We start from the raw sequence: 24730 nt of genomic DNA, 5'->3' as shown, positions 1-24730 counted from the left end.
ACGTCGTCAGTAGACCAGCGGGCGGGGCTTCCGGTTGCACCCGACCTTTCCGGCGCGGGGGCCGGCCCGGCTCAGGCGGTCGTCAGGGTCACGTCGTCGAGGACGAAGCTGGTCTGGAGCCGGCTGTCCTCGATGCTGGTGAACGTCAGGAGCCCCGTGGTGCCGGCGAGCGCGGACAGGTCGACGGTGTGCCGGACGTACCCGGAGCGGGCGTCGCGGTCGCTGTGGCCGGCCACCGCCGTGCCCCCGAAGGTGACCGTCAGCGTGTCGTCGGCGGTGTCCCGCCACTCGAACGTGTCCACGTGCAGGAAGTAGCTGAGGGTGGCGGTGCAGCCCGCCGCGATCCTGACCGGCTGGGACAGCTGTCCGGTGTCGGCGCGGCCGTGCCCGCCCAGCCAGGCGGCCCGGTCTCCGGCGTGCGGCCGTCGCAGGAGGAAGTGTCCGATCGTGACGGTGTCGCCGGTCCAGGGTGCCGTGCCGTCCTCGAAGCCGGGGTTGCCGAGCAGCTGCCGGGCGACGCAGCCCCGGGTGGTCCAGGTGAACGTGGCCGTGCCGTACTCCCCGCCGGGGTCGGTGGCCGTGACGGTGACGGTGGCGGTGCCGGCCTCCGTCGGCGTACCCGAGATGAGGCCTGTGGCGGGGTTGATCGTGAGCCCGTCGGGCAGGCCGGTGGCGGTGTGGCTCAGCGCGTCGCCCTGCGGGTCGGTCGCCTGGATCTGCAACGAGGTCGCCACGCCGACCGGCGAGTCCTGGTCCGTCGGGCGGGTGACCGTCGGGCCGGGGGCGGTGACGAACAGCAGCCGGTTGGGGGAGCCGGCGCCCAGGTCGGTGAGCACGTCCTTCGTGGCCACCGCCAGGAGCCGGGCCTTCGCCTGGGCCATGGTCAGCGCCGGGTCGTCGTGCAGGGCGAGCGCGACCGCGCCGGCGGCCAGGGGCGCGGCGAACGAGGTGCCGTAGTAGCCGCCGACCGTGGCCGTGTCGCTGGAGATCGCCGCCCCGGTGACGTCGGCCCCGGGCGCGAACGCGGTCACGCACGGCCCGTAGCTCGACGCGTGGGCGGCGGTGTTGCGGGCGTCGGCGCGGTCCGTGGCGCCCATGGTGATGGCGCGCGGGTCCTTGGGCGAGTTCTGGCAGTCGCCCCGGTTGAAGTTGCCGGCGATCAGGACGACGAGCAGCCCGCCGTCGACCAGGCCCTTCGCCGCGTCGTCCATCGCCGGGTCGCTGTCGCCGCCGCCGCTCTGGATGCTCAGGTTCACCACGGCCGGCCGGACGGCGTGCGCGGCCGTCCAGTCCATGCCGTCGACGATCTCGTCGGTGGAGGCGCTGTTGTCGCAGCGCAGGATGCGGACCGCGTGCAGGGTCGCCTTCTTGGCCACCCCGTACGTCTTACCGCCGACGTGGCTGGCGACGAACGTGCCGTGCCCGGCGCAGTCGTTCGTGCCGTTGCCGTCGTTGATGGAGGTGTACTCCCCCGTCGCCCGGCCCTCGAACTCGGCGTGGCTGGCGCGCACGCCGGAGTCGACCACGTAGACGTGGGTGCCGGCCGCGTCGCCGGGATAGGTGTAGCTCGTGTCCAGGGGCAGGTTCCGCTGGTCGATCCGGTCGAGGTGCCACGGGGCGGCCGGTTGGGTGCCGCGCGCCGTCTCCATCCGGTGCAGCCGGACCGACTGGACATAGGAGACCGTCGGGTCGGCGCGCAGCCGGGTGAGCGCGGCGGGCGGCAGGTCGGCGGAGAAGCCGCGCAGGGCGGAGGTGAACCGGCGCAGCACCGTGCCGCCGGACGCGCGGGCGGCCGACAGCGGGCCGGCGAGCGCCTGTTCGGGGCCCGAGCGGGGGCCGCCCTGGTCGGGGCGTTTGAGGACGACAACGTACCGGCCGGGGATGTCGCCGGTGTCGGACCGCAGCAGGGGGGCGGGCGCCGCAGCGGCGGGCGTGGCCACCCCCACCGTCAGGCCGCCGGACAGCACCAGCGCCGCGACGCCGACCCGCATCAGGACCGTCATGTCTCCCCCATCGGACGCCGAGCACCTGAATCGGCACGTTATCAGTGCCAATCCCCATAATGGGTACTGATCGCGGGACGAGGACGGACGCGCCGAGTCACCCACCGATGACCCTGGGTCTCCTAGACTGCGAGGATCGCGCAGCCGCCACCGAGGGGGTCCTGATGACCGATTCCGCCTACCGCGATGACCGAGCCCACGTCTTCCACTCCTGGTCCGCGCAACGCGCCCTGAACCCGACCGTGCTGGCCGGCGGCGAGGGCAGCTGGTTCTGGGACGGCGACGGCAAGCGGTACCTGGACTTCTCCTCCCAGCTGGTCAACCTGAACCTCGGCCACCAGCACCCCCGGATCGTCGCCGCGATCCAGGAGCAGGCCGCGAAGCTGTGCACGGTGGCGCCGACGTTCGCCAACGACGCGCGCAGCGAGGCCGCCCGGCTGATCGCGGAGGTCGCGCCCGGGGACCTGTCGCACGTCTTCTTCACCAACGGCGGCACCGAGGCCGTCGAGCACGCGCTGCGGATGGCCCGGCTGACCACCGGCCGGCACAAGATCCTCTCGGCGTACCGGTCCTACCACGGGGCGACCGCCGGGGCGATCACGCTCACCGGGGACCCGCGCCGGTGGGGCAGCGAGCCGAGCATCCCGGGCGTGGTCCGGTTCTTCGGGCCGTACCCGTACCGGTCGGCGTTCCACGCGGTCACCGCCGCCGAGGAGTGCGACCGCGCGCTGGCGCACCTGGAGCAGGTGTTCACGCTGGAGGGTCCGCACACGGTGGCGGCCGTGATCCTGGAGAGCGTGGTCGGCACGAACGGCATCCTGGTGCCCCCGGACGGGTACCTGGCCGGGGTGCGCGAGCTGTGCGACCGGTACGGGGCGCTGCTGATCTGCGACGAGGTGATGAGCGGGTTCGGCCGGTGCGGGGAGTGGTTCGCGGCCGACCGGTGGGGCGTCGTCCCGGACCTGATCACGTTCGCGAAGGGCGTCAACTCCGGGTACGTGCCCCTCGGCGGGGTGATCCTGGGTGCGCGGGTCTACGAGGCGTTCGCCGACCGGCCGTACCCGGGCGGGCTGACCTACTCGGGGCATCCGCTGGCGTGCGCGGCGGCCGTGGCGACCATCCAGACGATGCGCGACGAGGGCATCCTGGAGCGGGTGCGCGACCTGGGTTCCCGGGTGGTCGGGCCCCGGCTCGCGGAGATCGCCGAGCGGCACCCGAGTGTGGGCGAGGTGCGCGGGCTCGGGTTCTTCTGGGCGGTCGAGCTGGTCCGCGACCGCGACACCCGGGAGATGCTGGTGCCGTACAACGCGGCGGGGGCGGACGCGGCGCCGATGGCGGAGCTGGTGGCGGCGTGCAAGGAGCGCGGGCTGTGGCCGTTCACGCACTTCAACCGGGTGCACGTGGTGCCGCCGTGCGTGACGTCGGAGGCGGACCTGGTGACGGGGCTCGACATCCTCGACGAGGTGCTGACGTTGGCGGACCGGCACTACACGGGGAAGGTCTAGCGGCCGGCCGGGGACGCGGATCCGCGTCCCCGGTGTCGCCCATCGGGTTCAGGCCTCCCGCAGCGCCGGGATCACCGTCTCCTCGTAGGCGGCGAGCGTCTCGGCCTTCGCGTCGTGCTGCAGGTACACGGCGAACTGGTCGACCCCCAGATCCCGCAGCTCCCGCAACCGCTTCACGTGCTCCTCGGCGGGCCCGAGCACACAGAACCGGTCCACGATCTCGTCGGGTACGAAGCCCGTGTGGGTGTTCCCGGCCCGCCCGTGTTCGGCGTAGTCGTAGTCCTGCCGGCCCCGGATGTAGTCGGTGAGCGCCTTGGGCACCGCCCCGGTGTCGCCGTACCGGGTGACGATGTCGGCCACGTGGTTGCCGACCATGCCGCCGAACCAGCGGGTCTGGTCGCGCTGGTGCGCCAGGTCGTCCCCGACGTACGCGGGCGCGGCGACGCAGATCTTCACGGCCGCCGGGTCGCGCCCGGCCCGCTCGGCGGCGGTCCGTACCGCGCCGATCATCCACGCGGCGATCTCGGGGTCGGCGAGTTGCAGGATGTACCCGTCGCCGACCTCCCCGGCGAGCGCGAGCGCCTTCGGCCCGTACGCGGCGACCCACACCTCCAGGCTGCCGTCGGTGATCCAGGGGAAGTGCAGCTCCTGGCCCCGGTAGCTGACGGTGCCGCCGTTGGCCAGGCCCCGGACCACCTCGACGCAGGCGCGCAGCTCGGTCAGGGTGGTGGGTTTGAGGCCGAGGGTGCGCATGGCCGAGTCGCCCCGGCCGATCCCGCAGACGGTGCGGTTGCCGAACATCTCGTTCAGGGTGGCGAACAGGGACGCGGTGACGGTCCAGTCGCGGGTGCCGGGGCTGGTGACCATGGGGCCGACCATGACCCGTTCGGTGGTGGCGAGGATCTGGCTGTAGATGACGAACGGTTCCTGCCACAGCAGGTGCGAGTCGAAGGTCCACACGTGGCTGAACCCGGCCCGTTCGGCCCGTTGGGCGAGGGCCACCACGTCGAGGGCCGGCGGGTCGCACTGGAGGACGACGCCGATGTCCATCGTCACCTCACCTTCGGGAAGCCGAGGTCGACCGCGCTGGTCGCGGGGTCGGGCCAGCGGGACGTGACGACCTTGGCCCGGGTGTAGAAGGCGATGCCCTCGGGGCCGTACATGTGCAGGTCGCCGAACAGGGAGGACTTCCACCCGCCGAACGAGTAGTACGCGACGGGTACCGGGATGGGCACGTTGATCCCCACCATCCCGCACACCGCGTCGTACTGGAACTGCCGGGCCGCCCCGCCGTCCCGGGTGAACAGCGCCGTCCCGTTGCCGTACGGGTTGTCGTTGACCAGCGCGAGCGCGTCCTCGTACGTGTCCACCCGCACCACGGACAGCACGGGGCCGAAGATCTCCTCGGTGTAGAACACCGAGTCGGTGGCCACGTGGTCCACGAGACAGGGGCCGAGGAAGAAGCCGGGCCCGTCGTGGGCGGCGCGCCCGTCGATGACGACCCGCCCGCCCGCCGCGTCGAGGTACCCGGCGACCTTGTCCCGGTGTTCGCGACTGATCAGGGGACCCATCTCGGCGTCGGGGTCGCTGGCCGGCCCGACCCTGATCTGCCGGATCCGGTCGGCGATCGCCTCGACCAGGGTGTCGCCGACGGAGCCGACCGCCACGACCACGGACACGGCCATGCACCGCTCCCCCGCCGAACCGAACCCGGCGGACACGGCCGCGTCGGCGGCGGCCGGGATGTCGGCGTCGGGCAGCACGACCATGTGGTTCTTGGCCCCGCCGAGCGCCTGGACCCGCTTGCCGGCCCGGGTACCGGCCTCGTAGACCGCCCGGGCGACCGGCGTGGAGCCGACGAAGCTCAGCGCCGCGATGTCCGGGTCGGCGATCAGCGCGTCGACGGCCACCTTGTCGCCCTGGACGACGTTGAACGCGCCCGGCGGCAGCCCGGCCTGCCGGAGCAGGTCCGCGAGCAGCAGCGACACGGACGGGTCCTTCTCACTGGGCTTGAGCACGAACGTGTTGCCGCACACCAGGGCGTTGCAGAACATCCACATCGGCACCATGGCCGGGAAGTTGAACGGGGTGATCCCGGCGACGACGCCGAGGGGCTGGCGGATCGAGTACACGTCGACGCCGGTCGCGGCCTGTTCGCTGAACCCGCCCTTGAGCAGGTGCGGAGCCCCGGTGGCGAACTCGACGTTCTCCAGGCCCCGGGCGACCTCGCCGAGCGCGTCGGCCACCGTCTTGCCGTGCTCGGCGGACAGCAGGGACGCGATCTCCTTGCGGTGCGCGTCGACGAGTTCGCGGAACCGGAACATCACCTCCGCGCGCCGGGACAGCGACGCCGCACGCCAGCCGGGCTGGGCGGCCAGGGCGCTGGCCACGGCCGCGCGGACCTCGGCGGGCGTGGCGGCGAGGACCTCGGCCTGCTGCTCGCCGGTCGCAGGGTCCCAGACGGGCAGCCGCCGGTCCCCGGTGCCGGGGACGGCCGCGCCGTCGATCCAGTGCGTGACCTGCTTCATCGCGGCTCCTCCTACGTCAGGTACTGCGACAGGCCCCGCCGCAGGTAGCGACCGTGCCCCTTGCGTCCGTGGTACTCGCCGCCGGCCACCAGCACGCTGCCCCGGGAGATCACCGTGTCGACCCGGCCGTTGACCTGGAAGCCCTCGTAGGCGGAGTGGTCCATGTTCATGTGGTGGGTCGCCACGCCCAGGGTGGTGTGCCCGGCGGGGTCGTAGACGACGATGTCGGCGTCGGAGCCGGGGGCCAGCACACCCTTGCGGGGGTAGAGGCCGAACATCCGCGCCGGGGTGGTCGAGACGGTCTCCACCCAGCGGGCCAGGGACAGCTGCCCGTCGACCACGCCCTGGTAGAGCAGGTCGAGGCGGTGTTCGACGCCGCCGATCCCGTTGGGGATCTTCGAGAAGTCGCCGAGGCCGAGTTCCTTCTGGTCCTTGAAGCAGAACGGGCAGTGGTCGGTGGACACCACGGCCAGGTCGTTCGTGCGCAGCCCGCGCCACAGGTCCCGCCGGTGCGGCTCGTGCCTGCTGCGCAGCGGGGTGGAGCAGACCCACTTGGCGCCTTCGAACCCGGGCGCGCCGAGCTGGTCTTCGAGGGTCAGGTACAGGTACTGGGGGCAGGTCTCCGCGAACACGTTGCGCCCGGCGTCCCGGGCGGCGGCGACCTGTTCCAGGGCCTCGCTGGCGGACAGGTGCACGATGTACAGCGGGCAGTCGCGGGCGACCTCGGCGAGCCGGATCGCGCGGTGCACGGCCTCGGCCTCCAGCGCCGGGGGCCGGGTCAGCCCGTGGTAAATCGGATCCGTCTCGCCCCGGGCCAGGGCCTGCTGGATCAGCACGTCGATCGCGATGCCGTTCTCGGCGTGCATCATGATCGTGGCGCCGTTGTCGCGGGCCTTCTGCATGGCGCGCAGGATCTGGCCGTCGTCGCTGTAGAACACGCCCGGGTACGCCATGAACAGCTTGAAGCTCGTGATGCCCTCGTGCGCGACGAGCTGGTCCATGGCGGTCAGCGCCGCCTCGTCGACCCCGCCGAGGATCATGTGGAAGCCGTAGTCGATATGGCACTCGCCGTCGGCCTTCGCGTGCCAGGCGGCGAGCCCGTCGGCGACCACCTCGCCCGTCTTCTGCACCGCGAAGTCGATGATGGTGGTGGTGCCGCCGAAGGCCGCCGCCCGGGTACCGGTGTCGAAGGTGTCGCTGGCGCTCGTACCCCCGAACGGCAGTTGCATGTGGGTGTGCACGTCGACCCCGCCGGGGATCACGTACTTGCCGGTGGCGTCGATTTCCCGGCGGTTGGTGTCCTCGGGGGCGCGGCCGGGGGCGAACAGGGCCGCGATGGTCTCGCCCTCGACCAGGACGTCGGCCTCGGTGGCGCCGGACGGGCCGATCACCGTGCCCCCGCGGATCAGGAGCCCGGTCACGGCGTCTGTCGCCCCATATCGCTCGCTGCGCTCACTCACGGCGTCACCAACGGCCCATAGGCGTCCGGCCGGCGGTCGCGGTAGAACTGCCACCGGTCGCGCACCTCCGCCAGCAGACCCATGTCCAGGTCGCGGACGATCAGCTCCGGATCGTGGTCGTGCCCGACGTCGCCGACGAACTTGCCCTCCGGGTCCACGAAGTACGAGGTGCCGTAGAAGTCGTTGTCACCCAGGTCGCTCTCGATCCCGACCCGGTTGATCGCGCCGACGAAGAACTCGTTGGCCACGGCCGCCGCCGGCTGTTCGAGCTTCCACAGGTAGGCCGACAGGCCCCGGCTCGTCGCCGACGGGTTGAACACCAGTTGCGCGCCGGCCAGGCCCAGTGCGCGCCAGCCCTCGGGGAAGTGCCGGTCGTAGCAGATGTACACGCCGACCTTGCCGACGGCGGTGTCGAACACCGGGTACCCCAGGTTGCCGGGCTTGAAGTAGAACTTCTCCCAGAACCCCTTGACCTGCGGGATGTGCGTCTTGCGGAACTTGCCGAGGTAGCTGCCGTCGGCGTCGAGGACGGCGGCGGTGTTGTAGAGGACGCCGGGCTGCTCCTGCTCGTACATCGGCAGGACCATGACCATGCCGAGTTCGCGGGCCAGGGCCTGGAAGCGTTCGACGGTCGGGCCCGGGACCGACTCGGCGTAGGAGTAGTAGGCGGCGTCCTGCACCTGGCAGAAGTACGGCCCGTAGAAGAGTTCCTGGAAGCAGATGACCTTCGCGCCCCGCGCCGCGGCCTGGCGCGCGTACTCCTCGTGCGCCTTGATCATGGATTCCTTGTCGCCGGTCCACGTCGTCTGCACGAGTGCCGCGCGAATGATGTCCGCCATGCTCAGTCCCTCCGTCGTGCCGCGTGGGCGGTGTGGAGAACTCACCATCAGTATCAGGTTCACGGCGTGGAGTCACGCATAGCGCAGAACGGAGATTCTTTTTCGGGTACCGGTGGGGCGGGCGTCGCGCGGGCCGGACGCGAGGTCGCGCGGGCTAGAGTGGCGGACGTGTCGCGGCCAGCCTTCCCCGTGCCGCCCGGACCGTGGGCGCCGCGAGTCCCGCCCGGACCATGGGCGCCGCGAGTGCTGCCCGGTCCGTGGGCGCGATGAGAGTCCTGCCCATGGGCGAACACGCCCTCCTGGTCGAGGTCTCCTCCACCGCCGAGGTCACCGCCCTGCACGCCGAACTGCTCCGCCGCCGCGCCGCCGGTGACCTGCCGCCCCTGACCGAGATCGTGCCGGCCGCCCGCACCGTGCTCCTCGACGGCCTCGACACCCCCGGCGACCTGGCCCGGGAGCTGCCCGGCTGGCGCGTTCCGCCGGTCCGTGCCGCCGACGGGCCCGCCGTCGAGGTGCCGGTGACCTATGACGGGGCCGACGTCGGCGAGCTCGGCGCGCTCTGGGGTGCCGACGTCGCGGCCGTGCACTCCTCGTTCGAGTACCGGGTCGCGTACTGCGGCTTCTCCCCCGGCTTCGGCTACCTGACCGGCCTGCCCGAGCGGTACCACGCGCCGCGCCGGGCCACGCCCAGGACCGCCGTGCCGGCCGGGTCGGTGGCCGTGGGCGGGGAGTTCACCGGTGTGTACCCGCGCGCCTCGCCCGGCGGGTGGCAGCTGATCGGGCGGACCGGGGTCGTGGCCTGGGACGCCGGTCGGGATCCGGCCGCGTTGTTCGTGCCCGGAACCCGGGTGCGGTTCGTGCCGGAGCGGGCATGAGACCGGCGTCCGTGCCCGGCGCACGGGCCGCGGCCTGTATGCCGCCCGCCGGACGACCGGCGGCGGGTGTGGTGCCCGGCGCCCGGCCAGCCGCCCGCGTGCTGCCTGCCCCAGGGCCGCCGGTCATGGTGCCCGCCGGTCTGCCGGGTGCGGTCATGGTGCCCGCCGGTCTGCCGGGTGTCCGCGCCCTCCGGGGGCTCCGGTGATCGTCGTCGTGCGGGCCGGCGCGTTGACCACCGTCCAGGATCTCGGGCGGCCCGGGCTCGCCCATCTCGGCGTCCCCCGGTCCGGGGCCCTGGACACCCCCGCGCACGTCCTCGCGAACCGGCTCGTCGGGAACCCCGCGTCCGCCGCGACGCTGGAGACGACGCTGACCGGGGTCGCCGTGCGGTGCGTCCGGGACACCGTGGTCGCGGTGACCGGGGCGTTCTCGACCGTGCGGTGCGACGGGCGGGCCGTGCCGTGGGGGGCCGCGGTGCGGGTGCCGGCCGGCGCCGTGCTCGACGTGGGGCCGGCCCGGCGCGGGGTACGCGGTTACGTCGCCTTCGACGGCGGTCTGACTCCCCCGCCGGTCCTGGGCAGCCGCGCCACCGACCTGCTCTCCGGCCTGGGACCGCCCCGCCTCACCACAGGCGACACCCTTCCTCTGGGTACGCCTCCGGAGCCGTCAGCCTCCGAGCTGTCGCCCAAGAGGACGGCGACTCCGGAAGCCGCGCCGACGCCCGCTCCCCCGGTGGAGCTGGTGCTCCGGGTCCGGCTGGGCCCCCGGGAAGACTGGTTCGTCGACGCGGCCAGGGACCTGGGCCGGGGGCGGTACTCGGTGGCCACCCCCAGCAACCGGATCGCGCTGCGGACGGACGGGCCCGCGGTGCGGCGAGTGGGGCCGGGCGAGCTGCCCAGCGAGGGAATGGTGCTCGGCGCGGTGCAGGTACCCGCCGACGGGTCGCCGATCGTGTTCCTGGCCGACCACCCGACGACCGGCGGGTACCCGGTGATCGGCGTGGTCCTGGAGGATGATCTCGCGGCGGCCGCACAGGCCAGACCGGGGGCGCCGGTACGGTTCGTGCCACTCGGCACCCGGTGACGAGGCGGGCACGCTTCCTGTCGGCACCCGGTGGCGAGGCGCGAACGCTTTCCGACCCCGGGCCGACGCGGTGACGTCGGACACGCGGTGTGTGACGTTCGCGTGTGGCGCGGAACACCCCGTCGGCGTGTCGCGGAACCGCCCCTCCGCCGTCCGGCCGATCCCACCACGCCCGAAGTCTTGATCTTGCCTCCGAACGGCCCCACGGGCCCCCGATCCTTCGCGGCCCGGCGGATCCGGTGGCACTGTCGAGGTATGAACGACGCCCCCGACCACTGGTGGAACCTGTTGTCCGGACCCGACCAGGCGCTGATGCTGAAGTACCGGCACCAGCCCCTCATCGAACCCGTGATCGACCGGCTCACCGCTGTCGGGCAGCTCGAGGTCGGCGACCACCCGTACTGGATGCCCGAGGACCTCGCCACGTTCCTCGACGAGCGGGCCGACAGCCAGCTCGCCGCCTAGGGCGAAGAGCGGCAACCCCGACGAGCGCGGAGCCCGCCGCAGCGGTCGGCCACGGAATCGGGCGATCCCCCGTAGCTTCTCAGACTGGCCTTAAACGCCCCATTGCGTGCTAATCGATGGGGCGGCGGCTGCCGGTACCCGTCAGTGGTCTGTGGTTGCCTGAGCCAGGCCCGGGCTGGCCTGGGCCACCAGCGCACCCGGGAGCAGGCTGGACAGCTCCGGCGCCGCCGCGATCGCCCGCTCCGCGCGCAGCATCCGCACGATGGCCTCCTCGGCCTGCGCACCGGCAGTCCCGTCGCCGAACGGGTTCACGACGGTGCTCATCTGGCGGTGCCGTTCGGGGTCGGTGAGGAGCTGGTCGGCGGCGGCGAGGATCACGGCAGGGTCGGTGCCGACCAGGTGCGCGCAGCCGGCCTCGACGGCCTCCATGCGTTCGGTCACCTCGCGCAGGACCAGGACGGGTACGCCGAAGGTGGGCGCCTCCTCCTGCAGACCACCGGAGTCGGTGAGGACGAGATAGCTGCCGGCGAGGAGCCGGGTGAGGTCCTGGTAGGGCAGCGGGTCGGTGACGAGCACCCGGGGCAGGTGCGCGAGTGCGGTGTCGACCTGGCGCCGCACGTCCGGGTTCGGGTGGCTGGGGAGCACGATCCGCAGGTCGGGGTACCGGTCGTGCAGGGTCGCGACGGCGCCGAGGATGTGGTCGAGGGGTTCACCCCAGGATTCGCGGCGGTGTGCGGTGACGAGGACGACGCGGTGTCCGCCGGCGAGGATCTCGTCGAGGCGGGGGTCGCCGGCCGGGTAGGCGCGGGCCGCGACGGCGAGTGCGGCGTCCACGACGGTGTTGCCGGTGTGGACGATGTCGCCGGGGACGCCTTCGCGGCGCAGGTTCTCCTCCGCGCGGGTGGTGGGTGCGAGGTTGAGTTGACTGATCTGTCCGATGAGCCGGCGGTTGGCCTCCTCCGGGAACGGCGACGCCAGGTCCCCGGACCGCAGGCCCGCTTCCAGGTGCACGACGGGGATCCGGCGCCAGAAGGCGGCGAGTGCTCCGGCGAGGGTGCTGGTGGTGTCGCCGTGCACGACGACGGCGGCGGGGTTCGTGGCGGCGAGGTGCGCGTCGAGGCCGGTGAGGATCTGGGTGACCAGTTCCGGCTGGGTGCCGGTCCGCCGGTCGAGGGTGAGTGCCACGTCCACGTCCAGGCCGAACGCGGCGAGGGCCTCGGCGACCATGGTCGGGTGCTGCCCGGTGGCGACGATGACCGGGGTGATGCGCCCGGCCGCGCGGGCGGCGAGCACCAGCGGCGCGATCTTGATCGCTTCCGGGCGGGTGCCGACGACGATGTGGATCTCGGTCACGTGGTCTCCTCGACTGTGCGGCCCTGGGCCGTGCGGTTTCGGGCGGGTGCCCGGGTCGGGCCGCCCCGGCGGTGCGCCTGCGGCATCCGGTTCCTCGGAATCCCCCGGGTCATGCGGGTTCTTCGATGACGCGGTCGGTCTTGGCCCAGGTGCCGCGTCCGGTGAGGTGTCGGCCGAGGCCGCGCAGGGTGGCCAGCAGGCCGATGAGCAGGAAGAAGGGGTAGGCGACCCCGGCGGTGACGCATCGCCACAGGGACGCGTCGCCGAGGCTGGCGCGGTGCACCAGGGCCCAGAACAGGCCGGCGACGGCCATCGTCCCGAACAGGGTCCCGATGGTGGCGCCGACGAGGGCCGCGTCCAGGTCACGCCAGGCGAGGGCCAGGCCGGCCGGGGCGGCGACGAGGCCGACGATCGTCAGCCACGGGGCGAGGAGGTAGTACATCATGTCCAGCAGGGCGGCGTTGCCGACCCGGCGGGACGCGATCAGTTTCGGGGCGTAGCGCAGGCACTGCAGGTTCCCCTGCGCCCAGCGGGTCCGCTGCCGGAGGAGCCGCCGGGCGTCGACGAGGCCCTGCTGGGTGATCGCCACCTGGGGGATGTAGCGGATCCGCACGCCGTTGAGGTGCAGGCGCAGGCCCAGCTCCAGGTCCTCGACCAGGCATTCCGACCAGGGGTTCTCGCCCAGGATCCCGAGGGCGCTGAGGCGGGTGAACTGGCCGTTGCCGCCGAGTGCGACGGCGTTGACCCGGTCCCGCAACGTCTGCCCGGCGTTGGCGATCGCGGCGAACTCCAGGTCCTGCAATGCGGCCAGGGTGTGCTTGCGGTTGTGGATCCGTACCCGGCACTGCACGGCCCCGACGCGCGGGTCGCGGAAGTACTCGGCGACGGTGTCCAGGGCGCCCGGTTCCATCCGGCCGTCGCCGTCGATGACGCCGATGACGACGTCCTCGGGGTGCAGGCCCGCTTCGGCGGTGACCTGGCGGATGTAGCGGTAGGCCGCGTTGAGGGCCTGGCCCTTGCCCTGTCGGGCGAGCGGGGCGGTCCTTCGGAACACCTGGATGCGCGGGTCCACGATCATCGACAGCACCACACCGGTGTCGTCGTCCGAGCCGTCGTCGACGACCAGGACCTTCACGGGGGTACCGGGCGTGGACAGCTCCGCGGCGGCGTACACCGTGCGGTCCACGACGCGTTCCTCGTTGAGGCAGGGCACGATGATCCAGTACTGGGCGGGGCGCGGCGCGGTGGCCCGCCGGCGCCGCGCGGGACGGGTGCCGCCCCAGGAGGCGAACGCCATCAGCAGGATGTGCGCCGGCCAGGCGAGCAGCAGCACCAGGCCGATGACGGAACGCGTCACGTCAGGCGTCGGTGCGGCGACGGCCGCTGCGGATCAGCAGAACGCCGCCGACCAGCAGGGCCACTCCGGCGGCGATGACGCCGATCAGACTCACGCCGGTGACGGGGAGGGTGGCGGCGCCGCCACCGATCACGACGACCGGGACGACGGGAACCTTGGTCTGGCTCATGGGCTGATCCTTCGAGATGCAGGTAACCGGAGAGTGATCCTTCCATAAATCTTTTAAGGCAGTTAAATCAATGTGAGGTACGCCATGGACGCCACTGGACAAGACCGGCGTTTTTCCTGGTCAGCGGCGTTGTAGGGCCGGATTGTGGTCGGTCGCGCGGCCCGTCTCCCCCACCGCGAGGAGCCGCCACGCAGGTGTGACCGTGACGGTGACGACAGCTTTCAGTGACACTCCGTGATTTTTCTGATCCGCGCGGATCGCGGCGGCCCCGCGCAGGGTCGATGCGGATCATGGCGGCCCGGCGCGGGGGCGATCTGGCGCCGGGCCGCCCCGGTCCCGGTCGACCCGGCACCAGACGTGTGGCTCCCGGTGCGGCTCGCCGGGCGGCGCCGCTTTCCGGCCGACTCGGTGACCCGCTGGCCGGGTGACCTGTGCGACCCCACTTAGAGCGTCCTAGGTTGCTAGGTATCGACCGTTCCGCCCGGGGCCGGCGGGACGGTCCGGTCAGCCCAGGGCCGCGACGCCCAGGACACCGCCGACCGGCACCAGGGGCAGGTCGATGTCGAGCAGCGCGGCCAGGTAATCCTTCCGGGGCACCGGCTCCGCGCCCAACGCCGTCGTGTACCCGCTCGGCACCTGCACGTCGATCAGCCGCCCCGCCGTACCGTCCAGCCGCCGCCCCAGGTCCGCGAAGGCCACCTTCCCCGCGTCGGGCCGGCGGCTGAACACGGAGTCCACCCCGAACACCCGCCCCATGCCCGTACCGAACAGCCCGCCGATCAGCTCCTCGCCGTCCCACACCTCGACGCTGTGCGCCCAGCCCGCCGCGTGCAGGGCCTCCAGCGCCGCGCACAGCTCGTCGGTGAGCCACGCGGTCGCCCGGAACCGGCGGCACTCCCGCACCACCCGGGCGAAAGCGTGGTCGCGGGTCGTGACCCAGCGGTGCCGGTTGCGCAGGTCCCGGCGCAGGTTCCGCGACAGGTGCACCCGGTCGGCCGGGATCACCGGCCGGTCGGGCGGACTCCACCAGGTGAGCGTGTACGGGGCCGGGCCGGGGAACAGCGCCACCCGGCCGTCGGCGACGTGGTCGGCGTAGAGGACCTCGTTGACCTCGGCCGCGTAGCCGTCCGGGCAGGGGAAGGGGAACGCGCCGTGCCGGTACGCCTCCAGCAGGCGGTGCGGGGCGACGGAGCCGCCGACGGCGACCGGCAGGTCCGGTTCCGCGAGGGACAGGTCGACCCGCTCCCAGGCCATCTCCACCGCTCAGCCCTCCTTGCCGGGCAGGACCGGGTCGACCGCGACGGCCCGGGACCCGGCCACCGGCGCCTGGCGGGTCGTGGCCCGGGAAACGGCCGCCGTCCGCGCGGGACCGGTCTCGGCCGGGCGGTCAGTCGCGGTCCCCGCCGGGTCGTCTGTCGCGTCGCGGGGTTCCGGGGGTGGCGGGAGGAAGCCGGTGGCCGCGTGGTGGGCGACCTGGCGGGCGAGCACGTCGGCGTCGACCACCGCCGGGGGCACGTCCAGGCCCGACAGTGCCCGCGCCGTGGCCGCCCGGCCCCAGAGGAGCCCCGTGCCCTCCGCGCGGAACCCGGCGCTGAGCAGCGCCGCCGAGGCCCAGGTCCGGTCGCCGGCCGCCAGGGCCGCGCCGGCCGAGGAGGCGAGCCGGCGGTCCCACTCCTTCGCGGAGACCACCTCCAGGGGGTACCCGTGGCCACGCAGTCCCGCCACCACCGCCCCGACGGACACCGGCTCCTCCCCCACCAGGTGGTACGTGCGCCCGGTCGCCGGTCGGGCCGCCAGCGCCACGATGCCGGCCGCGACGTGGTCGACGGGCACCAGGTCGACGGTGACGTCCATGGCCCCGTCGTCGGCGGTGACCGCCCCGAGCCGGGTCATGGCGCGGACGTAGTTCCAGAACGCGTCGTCGGTACCGGCCGCCCCGGTGCGGCTGTGCCCGCTGACCCGGCCGGGCCGGTACACGGTGACGGGCAGGCCCCGCTCCCCCGCCGCGCGGACGAGTTCCTCCGCGACCCACTTGGTGGCCACGTAGCCGGAGGGCACGACCCGGTCGGCGGGGATCCGGCGGTCCTCGTCGACGACCTCGGGATTCTCGCCGAGCGCGACGGCCACCGACACGCTGGACACCAGGTGCACGGGCTTGGTCCGGCCGGTGGTCGCGAACCGGAGCACCGCGCGGGTCCCGTCGACGTTCGCGGCCCGCAGCCGGGCGTACCCGTCGAGGTGGTTGACCCTGGCGCCGTTGTGGAACACCGCGTCCAGGCGGTCGGCGAGCGCGGCGAACGCGGCCGGCGCCAGCCCGAGCAGGGGGCGTTCCAGGTCGCCGGGCACCGCGACGATCCGGTGCCCGAGGGCGTCGTCCCACAGGCCGTAGCCGGTGAGCGCGGTCCGGAGGCGGCGGTGGCCGGTGGGCTCGTCGGGGGCGCGGACCAGGCAGTACACGTCGGCGTCGGTGCGGTCGAGGAGTTCGCGGAGCAGGAAGGCGCCGAGGAAGCCGGTCGCGCCCGTGAGGAGGACCCGGCGGTGGGTGGTGGCCACGGGCAGGTCGGGGTCCACGAGGAATTCACGGTCCAGGAGGGCCTCGGCGGCGAGGTCGGGACCGGGGGCGGCAGGATCGTCGGGACCCCACCTGGTACCGGACCCGGGTACGGCCGAGGACACCGCCGCCAGTCCGGCCACCGTCGGCCGGTCGAAGACGGTCCGGACCGACAGGTCCACGCCCAGCTCGTCGGCGATCCGGCCGATCAGGCGGATCACGAGCAGCGAGTGCCCGCCCAGGTCGAAGAAGTCGTCGTCCACGGTCACGCCGTCCACGCCGAGCACCTCGCCGAACAGGGCGCACAGGGCGCTCTCGTACGGCGAGCCGGGGGCGCGCCCCGCCGGTCGGGCGACGGGTTCCGGGGCGGGCAGGGCGCGCCGGTCGAGTTTGCCGTTCGGGGTGAGCGGCAGGGCGTCGAGGACGACGAACGCGGCCGGGACCATGTACTCGGGCAGCGCGGCGGCCACCCGCGACCGGAGGGCTGCCAGGTCGGGACCGTTCGCGGCGGCGGTCGCGACCAGACCGGCGACTGCGGCGGCCGCACCGGCGGAAACGGGCGCGTTCCCGGTCCCCGGCTCGGTCGGGGTCCCAGGGACGGACGCGGTCCCCGGAGCCGGGGCGGTCCCCTGATCGGGGGCTGTCCCAGGAGTCGGGGCGGTGGCCGTCGGGACGATGTAGGCGACGAGGCGGCGGTCGCCCGGCCGGTCCTCGCGGGCCACGACGGCGACCCGCCCGACGCCCGGGTCCCCGGCGAGGACGGCCTCGATCTCGGGCAGTTCGATCCGGAAGCCCCGGATCTTGACCTGGTCGTCGACGCGGCCCACGTAGTCGAGGACCCCGTCGCGGCGCCAGCGGGCGGCGTCCCCGGTCCGGTACAGCCGGCCGCCGGTGCCGAACGGGTCGGCGACGAACCGTTCGGCGGTCAGCCCGGGGCGGCGCAGGTAGCCGTGGGCGAGTTGCGCGCCGCCGAGGTAGAGCTCCCCGGTGACGCCGGGCGGGACGGGGCGCAGCGCGGCGTCGAGGACGTACGCGGTGGTGTTCCACACCGGCCGGCCGATCGGAACCGGGCCGGGCGCGCCGTCGGTGGGCCAGGCGGTGACGTCCACGGCCGCCTCGGTGGGCCCGTACAGGTTGTGCAGTGGCGCGTCGAGCAGCCGGCGGTACCGGGCCACCGACTCCGCCGACAGGGCCTCCCCGCTGGCGAAGACCCGGCGCAGCGTGGTGCAGGTGGCCGCGCCCGGGGCGGCGAGGAACACGTCGAGCATCGACGGGACGAAGTGGACGGTGGTGACGCGTTCGCGGCGGATCAGTTCCGCGAGGTACGCCGGGTCGCGGTGCCCCTCCGGCGCGGCCATCACGAGGGTGGCGCCCGCGAGCAGCGGCCAGAGGAACTCCCACACCGACACGTCGAAGCTCGACGGGGTCTTCTGCAGGACCCGGTCGTCGGGGGCGAGGCCGTACTCGGCCTGCATCCAGAGCAGCCGGTTCACGATCGCGGAGTGCGCGACGACGACGCCCTTGGGCCGGCCGGAGGAGCCGGACGTGTAGATGACGTAGGCGGGGTGTCCGGGGCGCAGCGGGGCGAGCCGCTCGTCGTCGGTCAGATCATGCGACGGGTACGGATCATCCGGCGCCGTCCCCGCCTCGGAGTCGACCCGGCCCGGGTCGGTGCGGGCGGAGCCCGGGGCCGTGTCGCCGGGGTCCCCCGCACCGGCAGCCGTGTCGACCACCAGTGCCCCCGGGTACCCGGTGGCCGCGTCGGTGAGCACCAGCACCGGTGCCGCCTCGGCCACCATGAACGCGAGCCGGTCCGCCGGGTAGCCGGTGTCCAGCGGCAGGTACGCCGCGCCGGACTTCAGGACCGCCAGCAGCGCGACGACCAGGTGCTCGGACCGGGGCAGCGCCAGCCCGACCACGCTCCCCGGCCCGGCCCCGGCCGCGATCAGCCGCCGGGCGAGCCGGTTGGCGCGGGCGTGCAGTTCCCCGTGGCTGAGGGTCACGGCGCCGGACACGACGGCCGGGTGGTCCGGGGTGCGCGCCGCGCGGGCTTCCGTGAGGGCGGTGAGCGTGGTCGCCGGTACCCCCCGACGGGTGTCGTTCCAGTCGACCAGGAGGGCCCGGCGCTCGGCGGCGGACAGCAGGTCGACGTCCCCGAGGCGCGCGTGCGGGTCGTCGGCCACCGCGCGCAGCAGCCGGGTCAGCCGGTCGGCGAGGGCCTCGACGGTGGCGTGGTCGAACAGCTCGGCGGCGTACTCCAGGTTGGCGTCGATCCCCGCCGGTGCCCGGGCCGTGTCGAGCTTCTCCGCGAACGCCGCCGTCAGGTCGAATTTGGCCGTGTCGCTGGTCAGCGCCTGGCTGGCGACGGCCACGCCGAGGAAGTCCGCCGCGGCCTCGGCGTTGCTCTGTAGCACGAGACTGACCTGGTGGACGGGGTGCCGCGACAGCGAGCGGGTCGGGTTGAGCACCTCCACGACCCGCTCGAACGGCACGTCCTGGTGCGCGTACCCGGCCAGGTCCACGGCCCGGACCCGGGCCAGCAGCTCGGCGAACGTCGGGTCCCCGGACGTGTCGGTGCGCAGCACGAGGGTGTTGACGAAGAACCCGACCAGGTCGTCGAGTGCCTCGTCGGTGCGGCCGGCGACCGGGGTGCCGACCGGGATGTCGGTGCCGGCGCCGGTCCGGGTGAGCAGCCCGGCGAACGCGGCCTGCAACACCATGAACAGGGTGGCGCCGTGCCGCTGGGCGAGCGCGTGCAGCGCCCGGTGCAGGTCCGGGTCGAGCCGGAAGGGCACCAGCCCGGCGGTGTACGTCCGCACCGCCGGCCGGGGCCGGTCCACCGGCAACGCCAGCTCCTCGGGGGCCCCGGCGAGGGTGTCGACCCAGTAGGCGAGCTGCCGGGACACGAGGCTGTCGGGGTCGTCCTCGCCGCCGAGCAGGTCCCGCTGCCACAGGGTGTAGTCGGTGTACTGGACGGGGAGTTCCGCCCAGCCCGGGGCCCGCCCGGCGCACCGGTCCGCGTACGCCGCCGCGAGGTCGCCCAGCAGGGGGCCGAGGGACCAGCCGTCGCTGACGATGTGGTGCAGGACCAGGAGGAGGACGTGGGAGTCGGCGCCCAGCCGGTACACCCGGACTCTGATCTGGGGTTGGGTGGCCAGGTCGAAGGGCCGGTAGGCGACGCGGTTGAGTTCGTCGACGAGGTCGCCGTCCGGGTCGGTGCCTGCGGCGGCCCCGGGTGCCGGCCAGTCCAGCACCGTGAACTCCGGCCGGGTCCCGGCGGGCAGCACCACCTGGTGCGGCTCCCCGTCGACCACCGGGAACACGGTCCGCAACGTCTCGTGCCGGTCCGCGACGTCGGCGAACGCGGCCTCCAACGCGGCGAGGTCCAGCTCCCCGGTCAGCCGGAGGGCGAGCGGCGCGTGGTGTGCGCCGCCGCCCTCGAACCGGTCGAGGAACCACAGCCGCCGCTGGGCGAAGGACAGCGGGATCATGACGCCCCCTGCGGGACCCGGCGGCGCAGCGTCGGGCGGGCCTTCTCGGCGCCGACCAGCCGCAACGCGAGGCCGGCCACGGACGGGGCCTCGAAGATGGCCTGGATGGACAGTTCGACGCCTAGCTGGGACCGGGCCCGGCTGATCAGGCGGGTGGCGAGCAGCGAGTGGCCGCCCAGTTCGAAGAAGCTGTCGTCGACGCCGACCGTGGTCAGTCCCAGGACCTCGGCGAACAGGCCGCACAGGGCCTCCTCGCGCGGGTTGCTCGGGCCCCGGCCGGACACGGCCGCCTGGAGGTCGGGCTCGGGCAGGGCGCGGCGGTCGAGCTTGCCGTTCGGGGTGAGCGGCAGGGCGTCGAGGACGACGAACGCGGCCGGCACCATGTACTCGGGCAGCACCGCCGCCACGTGCCGGCGCGCGCCGTCCGGGTCGGGGGCCGGACCGACGAGGTAGCCGACGAGCTGCTTGCCGCCGAGCGGGTTGTCCCGGGCGACGACGGCGACCTCGGCGATCCCGGGCGCCTGGCGCAGCACCGCCTCGACCTCGCCCAGTTCGACCCGGAAGCCCCGGATCTTGACCTGGTCGTCGGCGCGGGCCGTGAACTCCAGGGCGCCGGCGCGGTTCCACCGGACCAGGTCGCCGGTGCGGTACATCCGCTCGCCGGGCTTGCCGAACGGGTTGGCGACGAAGCGTTCCGCGGACAGGGCCGGGCGGTTGACGTACCCGTTGGCCAGGCCGATGCCGGAGACGTACAGCTCGCCGACGACGCCCGGGGGCACCGGCCGCAGGCGCGCGTCGAGGACGTAGCCGGCCTTGTTGGTCAGGGGCCGGCCGATCGGCACCGAGGCGCCGCCCAGGTCCGCGCGGGTGACGGTGTGGGCGGTGGTCAGGCCCATGCTCTCGGCGGGGCCGTAGCCGTTGCACACCCTCAGGTGCGGGAACGTGGTCAGGGCCCGCTCGACGTGCGCGGCGGACGCGGCCTCGCCGGCGGTCATGGCCCAGCGCAGCGCGGTGTAGACGGCCGGGTACTCGTCGAGCATGAAGTTGAACAGGCTCGCCGACATCTGGAGCATGGTCACGCCGTGCCGGGCGACGAGGGCCGCGATGGCCTCGGGCTCCGGGTTCTGGCCGGGTTGCAGGACGCAGGTCGCGCCGAACAGCAGCGCGCCGTAGACCTCCAGGACGAACGCGTCCCAGGAGACGGGGGCGCACTGCAGGTACACCTCGTCGGGGCCGAAGTCGACGTAGTCCTGGCCGGACACGGTGCCGACGATGGCCCGGTGCGGGGCGGCGACGCCCTTGGGCCGGCCGGTGGACCCGGACGTGAACATCACGCAGGCCACGTCGCCGGGGGTGGCGCCGGAGGGCACGTCGTGCGCCGGCAGCGCCGACAGGTCGAGGGTGTCGACGGGCACCTCGACCCGGTCGCCGCCGAGGGTGCCGAGCAGGCCGGCGCGGGTGACGACCACGGGGGCGGCCGTCTCGGCGAGGGCGACCCGGAGCCGTTCGGCCGGGAACCGGGGGTCGAGCAGGGTGTAGCCGCCGCCGGCCTTGAGCACCGCGAGCGCGGCGGTCATCAGGTCGGGGCCGCGTTCCAGGTGCACGCCGACGAGGACCCCGGGCCGCACCCCCAGGTCGCGCAGGTGGGCGGCGAGCCGGTTGGCCCGCGTGTTCAGCTCGGCGTAGCTGACGGCCGTGTCCTCGAAGACCAGAGCGGTCCTTCCGGGGGTACCGGCCGCCTGGCGCTCGAACAGCTCGTGCGCGCAGTACTCGGCCGGCACGTCGGCGACGGGTCCGTTCCAGTCGGCGAGGACCTGTCGGCGCTCCTCGGCGGACATGATCTCGATGTCGCCGAGCCGGGCGTCCGGGTCCCCGGCGACGGCGTCGAGCAGCCGGACCAGGCGCGCGCCGACGTCCTCGGCGGTGGCCCGGTCGAACAGGTCGGTGGCGTACTCGACCCAGCCGTTCATGCCGGCCGGCACCCCGTCGGCGGAGTGCCGCTCCTCGAACGTGACGGTCAGGTCGAACTTCGCCACCGTCAGGTCGAAGGACTCGTCGGTGACGTCGAGCCCGCCGAGTTCCAGGGTCGCCTCGGCATTGTTCTGCAGCACGAGCATCACCTGGAACAGCGGCTGCCGGGACAGCGACCGGGCGGGGTTGACCACCTCGACGACCCGCTCGAAGGGCACCTCCTGGTGCGCGTACGCCTCCAGGACGGTTTTCCGGACCCGGCCCAGGAGCTGGGTGAACGTCGGGTCCCCGGACGTGTCGGTGCGGAACACCAGGGTGTTGACGAAGAAGCCGACCAGCTCGTCGAGGGCCTCGTCGGTCCGGCCGGCGATCGGGGAGCCGATCGGGATGTCGGAGCCGGAGCCGGTGCGGCTGAGCAGGCCGGCGAGCGCGGCCTGCATGACCATGAACATGGTGACGCCGTGCGCGCGGGCCAGCTCGGCGAGACGCGCGTGCGTGGCCGCCGACAGTTCGACCTCGACCGAGTCGCCCCGGTAGCTCGACGTCGGCGGGCGCGGCCGGTCCAGGGGCAGCGGCAGCTCCTCGGGGGCCCCGGCGAGGGTGTCCACCCAGTACGCGAGCTGCTTCGACACGACGCTGTCGGGGTCGTCCTCGCCGCCGAGCAGGTCCTGCTGCCACAGCGTGTAGTCGGAGTACTGCACCGGCAGCTCCTCCCACCCGGGCTCGGCCCCCGCGCACCGCGCCGTGTACGCCGTGTTCAGGTCGCGCAGCAGCGGGCCGAGCGACCAGCCGTCGCTGACGATGTGGTGCAGGGCCAGCAGCAGCACCGCGTCGGTCGGGTCGAGCGTGAACAGGGTCGCGCGGACCGGCAGCTCAGCCGCCAGGTCGAAGCGGTACTTCGACGCGGCGTCCAGCGCGGTGGGCAGCCCGGCCGGGTCGGACGCGACGACGTCGAAGTCGACGAGCGCCTCGGCGGCGGGCACGATCCGCTGGACGGGCGTGCCGTCGACGTCCACGAACAGGGTGCGCAGCGCCTCGTGCCGGCCGACGACGTCGCCGAGCGCGGTGCGCAGGGCGGCCCGGTCCAGGTCGCCGCGCAGCCGCAGCGCCAGCGGGGCGTTGTAGGTGAACGACGGGCCCTCGAGCTGGTCGAGGAACCACAGCCGCTGCTGGGCGAAGGACAGGGGGATCACAGTGCCTCCTCAGGCGTCGCCCGCCGACGGACCGTCGGTCGGGCCTTCTCCGCGTTGCCGAGCCGCGTCGCGAGCCCGGCGACAGACGGCGCCTCGAACACCGTCTGGATGGTCAACTCCACGCCCAGGACCGAGCGGACCCGGCTGATCAGGCGCGCGGCGAGCAGCGAGTGCCCGCCCAGGTCGAAGAAGCTGTCCTCGACCCCGATGGACGCCACGCTCAGCACCTCGGAGTACAGGCGGCACAGCGCCTCCTCCCCGGGGTCGCGGGGCGCGCGGCCGGTGGTGGTGCCGCGCACGTCGGGCTCCGGGAGCGCCGCGCGGTCGACCTTGCCGTTCGGCAGCCGGGGCAGGGCCGGCAGCGCCAGGACGGCGCCGGGCACCATGTGCTCGGGCAGCAGTGCGGCCACGTGCCGGCGGACGGTGGCCGGGGCCGGGCCGCCGACCAGGTACGCGACGAGCCGGCGGTCGCCGCCCGGGTCCGCGGTGGCCGCCACGGCCGCGTCCACGACGCCGGGGAGGCGGCGCAGTACGGCCTCGACCTCGCCGAGCTCGACCCGGAAGCCCCGGACCTTCACCTGGTCGTCGGCGCGCCCGACCAGGTCGAGCATCCCGCCGGGCAGCCAGGCGGCCAGGTCTCCGGTGCGGTACATCCGCTCCCCCGGCGGGCCGTACGGGTCGGCCACGAACCGCTCGGCGGTCAGGGCGGGCCGGCCCAGGTAGCCGTCGGCGAGTTGCGTCCCGGCGACGTACAGCTCGCCGATCACCCCGGTCGGGACGGGCCCCAGGTCGGCGTCGAGCACGTACGCCCGGGTGTTGGGCACCGGCCGGCCGATCGGGACCCGCGCCGCGTCCGGGTCGTCGGCGCACAGCCACTGGGTGACGTCGACGGCGGCCTCGGTGGGCCCGTACAGGTTGTACAGCGGCACGCCCAGGGTCTCGGCGACCCGGCAGGGCAGGTCGACCGGCATGGCCTCGCCGCCGCACTGCACCCGGCGCAGGTCCGCGCACTCGGCGGCGGCCGGTTCGCGGAGGAACGCGGCCAGCATCGAGGGCACGAAGTCCACGGTGGTGATCCGCCGGTCCCGGACGGTCGCCGCCAGGTACGCGGGGTCCCGCCGGCCACCGGGCCGGGCCAGCACCACGGTCGCGCCCTCGGCCAGGGGGCGGAAGATCTCCTCCACGGACACGTCGAAGCCGATGTGCGCCTTCTGGAGCACCCGGTCGTCGGGGGCGAGGACGTAGAGGGAGTTCAGGGAGCAGATCCGGTTCACGATCGCCCGGTGCGGCACGACCACGCCCTTGGGCCGGCCGGTCGAGCCGGACGTGTAGATGACGTAGGCGGGGTCGTCGGGGGTGGCCGCCGGTCCGGTGCCGACCGGGCCGGTGAGCAGGTCGTCGACCGTCCACCGGGGGGTGTCCCCCGGCAGGGCGGTGTCGGCGGTGGTCAGGACGGCGGTCGGGCGCGCGTCGGCCAGCACGTACGCCAGGCGGTCGGCGGGGTCGTCGGCGTCCAGGGGGACGTAGGCGGCGCCGGAGCGCAGGATCCCGAGAAGGGCCGCGACCAGGTCCAGGGCCGGGGGCAGCGCGACGGCCACCCGGTGCCCCGGCCGCACGCCCCGGCCCCGGAGCCCGAGGGCGATCCGGTCGGCGCGCGCGTCGAGGGCGGCGTAGGTGAGGAACTCGCCGTCGGCCGCCTCCGCCGCCGTGGCTTCCGGGGTCCGGGCGGCCCGGGCCGCGACCAGGTCGTGCAGGCACCCATCGGGGTACGAGGCCCCCGGGCCGGCCCACCCGGGGCGGGCCGGGACCGGCGCGGGCTCGGCCAGGCCGGCCAGTACCGCGTCGAAGCGCTGCCGCGCCCGGGTCCGCTCAGTCGGCTGGCGCAC

At 74.0% G+C, this 24730-nt stretch carries 16 protein-coding genes; 4 read left to right on the top strand and 12 right to left on the bottom strand.

Features of this window, described 5'->3' with window-relative positions:
- Positions 1–71 precede the first annotated feature (71 nt).
- A complete protein-coding gene (locus tag AB0M43_RS08060) occupies positions 72–2003 on the bottom strand; it encodes a S8 family serine peptidase (RefSeq protein WP_363722267.1) in 1932 nt (643 codons plus the stop codon).
- A gap of 164 nt (positions 2004–2167) precedes the next feature.
- Between AB0M43_RS08060 and AB0M43_RS08055 the strand changes: the two genes are divergently transcribed.
- Positions 2168–3508: an aspartate aminotransferase family protein gene (locus AB0M43_RS08055; protein ID WP_363722265.1), complete on the top strand. Its 1341-nt coding sequence runs from the start codon at positions 2168–2170 to the stop codon at positions 3506–3508.
- A 48-nt stretch (positions 3509–3556) separates the two neighbouring features.
- On the opposite strand, the gene AB0M43_RS08050 is transcribed toward AB0M43_RS08055, so the two are convergent.
- Genes AB0M43_RS08050 through AB0M43_RS08035 form a run of 4 tightly spaced genes read right to left on the bottom strand, consistent with a single transcriptional unit; the run spans position 3557 to position 8335 of the window.
- A complete protein-coding gene (locus tag AB0M43_RS08050; RefSeq protein WP_363723308.1) occupies positions 3557–4558 on the bottom strand; it encodes a TIGR03842 family LLM class F420-dependent oxidoreductase in 1002 nt (333 codons plus the stop codon).
- Between the two features lie 2 nt (positions 4559–4560).
- Positions 4561–6036, bottom strand: coding sequence for a CoA-acylating methylmalonate-semialdehyde dehydrogenase (locus tag AB0M43_RS08045; RefSeq protein ID WP_363722263.1), 1476 nt, complete (start codon positions 6034–6036; stop codon positions 4561–4563).
- A gap of 11 nt (positions 6037–6047) precedes the next feature.
- Positions 6048–7496, bottom strand: a complete 1449-nt coding sequence (hydA, locus tag AB0M43_RS08040; RefSeq protein WP_363722261.1) for a dihydropyrimidinase — start codon at positions 7494–7496, stop codon at positions 6048–6050.
- Positions 7493–8335, bottom strand: coding sequence for a nitrilase-related carbon-nitrogen hydrolase (locus AB0M43_RS08035; RefSeq protein ID WP_363722259.1), 843 nt, complete (start codon positions 8333–8335; stop codon positions 7493–7495). The genes hydA and AB0M43_RS08035 overlap by 4 nt, the downstream gene beginning before the upstream one ends.
- A gap of 230 nt (positions 8336–8565) precedes the next feature.
- On the opposite strand from AB0M43_RS08035, the gene AB0M43_RS08030 reads away from it, so the two are divergent.
- The 3 genes from AB0M43_RS08030 (at position 8566) to AB0M43_RS08020 (ending at position 10759) form a co-directional block, all read left to right on the top strand.
- Positions 8566–9210, top strand: a complete 645-nt coding sequence (locus AB0M43_RS08030) for an allophanate hydrolase subunit 1 (protein WP_363722258.1) — start codon at positions 8566–8568, stop codon at positions 9208–9210.
- Positions 9211–9412: 202 nt separating this feature from the next.
- Complete coding sequence (locus AB0M43_RS08025) at positions 9413–10294, top strand: biotin-dependent carboxyltransferase family protein (protein ID WP_363722256.1); 882 nt, start codon at positions 9413–9415, stop codon at positions 10292–10294.
- Between the two features lie 255 nt (positions 10295–10549).
- On the top strand, positions 10550–10759 hold the full coding sequence (locus tag AB0M43_RS08020) for a hypothetical protein (protein ID WP_363722254.1): 210 nt from the start codon (positions 10550–10552) through the stop codon (positions 10757–10759).
- A gap of 141 nt (positions 10760–10900) precedes the next feature.
- Here the strand turns inward: AB0M43_RS08020 and wecB are convergent, their stop codons facing one another.
- The 7 genes from wecB to AB0M43_RS07985 form a co-directional block, all read right to left on the bottom strand.
- Entirely contained in the window at positions 10901–12112 is a 1212-nt protein-coding gene (gene wecB / locus AB0M43_RS08015; protein ID WP_363722252.1) for a UDP-N-acetylglucosamine 2-epimerase (non-hydrolyzing), read from the bottom strand.
- A 109-nt stretch (positions 12113–12221) separates the two neighbouring features.
- On the bottom strand, positions 12222–13469 hold the full coding sequence (locus tag AB0M43_RS08010; RefSeq protein WP_363722250.1) for a glycosyltransferase: 1248 nt from the start codon (positions 13467–13469) through the stop codon (positions 12222–12224).
- Between the two features lies 1 nt (position 13470).
- Complete coding sequence (locus AB0M43_RS08005) at positions 13471–13638, bottom strand: LPXTG cell wall anchor domain-containing protein (RefSeq protein WP_363722248.1); 168 nt, start codon at positions 13636–13638, stop codon at positions 13471–13473.
- A gap of 504 nt (positions 13639–14142) precedes the next feature.
- Positions 14143–14892, bottom strand: a complete 750-nt coding sequence (locus AB0M43_RS08000) for a hypothetical protein (protein WP_363723306.1) — start codon at positions 14890–14892, stop codon at positions 14143–14145.
- Between the two features lie 9 nt (positions 14893–14901).
- Positions 14902–19680 carry an amino acid adenylation domain-containing protein gene (locus AB0M43_RS07995; protein ID WP_363722246.1) on the bottom strand — a complete coding sequence of 1593 codons (4779 nt, stop codon included), beginning with the start codon at positions 19678–19680 and terminating at the stop codon, positions 14902–14904.
- Positions 19677–22844, bottom strand: coding sequence for an amino acid adenylation domain-containing protein (locus AB0M43_RS07990; RefSeq protein WP_363722244.1), 3168 nt, complete (start codon positions 22842–22844; stop codon positions 19677–19679). The genes AB0M43_RS07995 and AB0M43_RS07990 overlap by 4 nt, the downstream gene beginning before the upstream one ends.
- Positions 22841–24730: an amino acid adenylation domain-containing protein gene (locus AB0M43_RS07985; protein WP_363722242.1), complete on the bottom strand. Its 1890-nt coding sequence runs from the start codon at positions 24728–24730 to the stop codon at positions 22841–22843. The genes AB0M43_RS07990 and AB0M43_RS07985 overlap by 4 nt, the downstream gene beginning before the upstream one ends.

Source organism: Longispora sp. NPDC051575, from assembly GCF_040681875.1.
Taxonomy (GTDB): Bacteria; Actinomycetota; Actinomycetes; order Mycobacteriales; family Micromonosporaceae; genus Longispora.
This window is presented reverse-complemented; position numbering and strand designations above follow the sequence as displayed.

Bases quoted from the DNA above. Each gene is read 5' to 3' on its own strand.
- AB0M43_RS08060 (WP_363722267.1), bottom strand. From the start codon at position 2,003: ATGACGGTCCTGATGCGGGTCGGCGTCGCGGCGCTGGTGCTGTCCGGC.
- AB0M43_RS08055 (WP_363722265.1), top strand. From the start codon at position 2,168: ATGACCGATTCCGCCTACCGCGATGACCGAGCCCACGTCTTCCACTCC.
- AB0M43_RS08050 (WP_363723308.1), bottom strand. From the start codon at position 4,558: ATGGACATCGGCGTCGTCCTCCAGTGCGACCCGCCGGCCCTCGACGTG.
- AB0M43_RS08045 (WP_363722263.1), bottom strand. From the start codon at position 6,036: ATGAAGCAGGTCACGCACTGGATCGACGGCGCGGCCGTCCCCGGCACC.
- AB0M43_RS08035 (WP_363722259.1), bottom strand. From the start codon at position 8,335: ATGGCGGACATCATTCGCGCGGCACTCGTGCAGACGACGTGGACCGGC.
- AB0M43_RS08030 (WP_363722258.1), top strand. From the start codon at position 8,566: ATGGGCGCCGCGAGTGCTGCCCGGTCCGTGGGCGCGATGAGAGTCCTG.
- AB0M43_RS08020 (WP_363722254.1), top strand. From the start codon at position 10,550: ATGAACGACGCCCCCGACCACTGGTGGAACCTGTTGTCCGGACCCGAC.
- AB0M43_RS08005 (WP_363722248.1), bottom strand. From the start codon at position 13,638: ATGAGCCAGACCAAGGTTCCCGTCGTCCCGGTCGTCGTGATCGGTGGC.
- AB0M43_RS08000 (WP_363723306.1), bottom strand. From the start codon at position 14,892: ATGGCCTGGGAGCGGGTCGACCTGTCCCTCGCGGAACCGGACCTGCCG.
- AB0M43_RS07995 (WP_363722246.1), bottom strand. From the start codon at position 19,680: ATGATCCCGCTGTCCTTCGCCCAGCGGCGGCTGTGGTTCCTCGACCGG.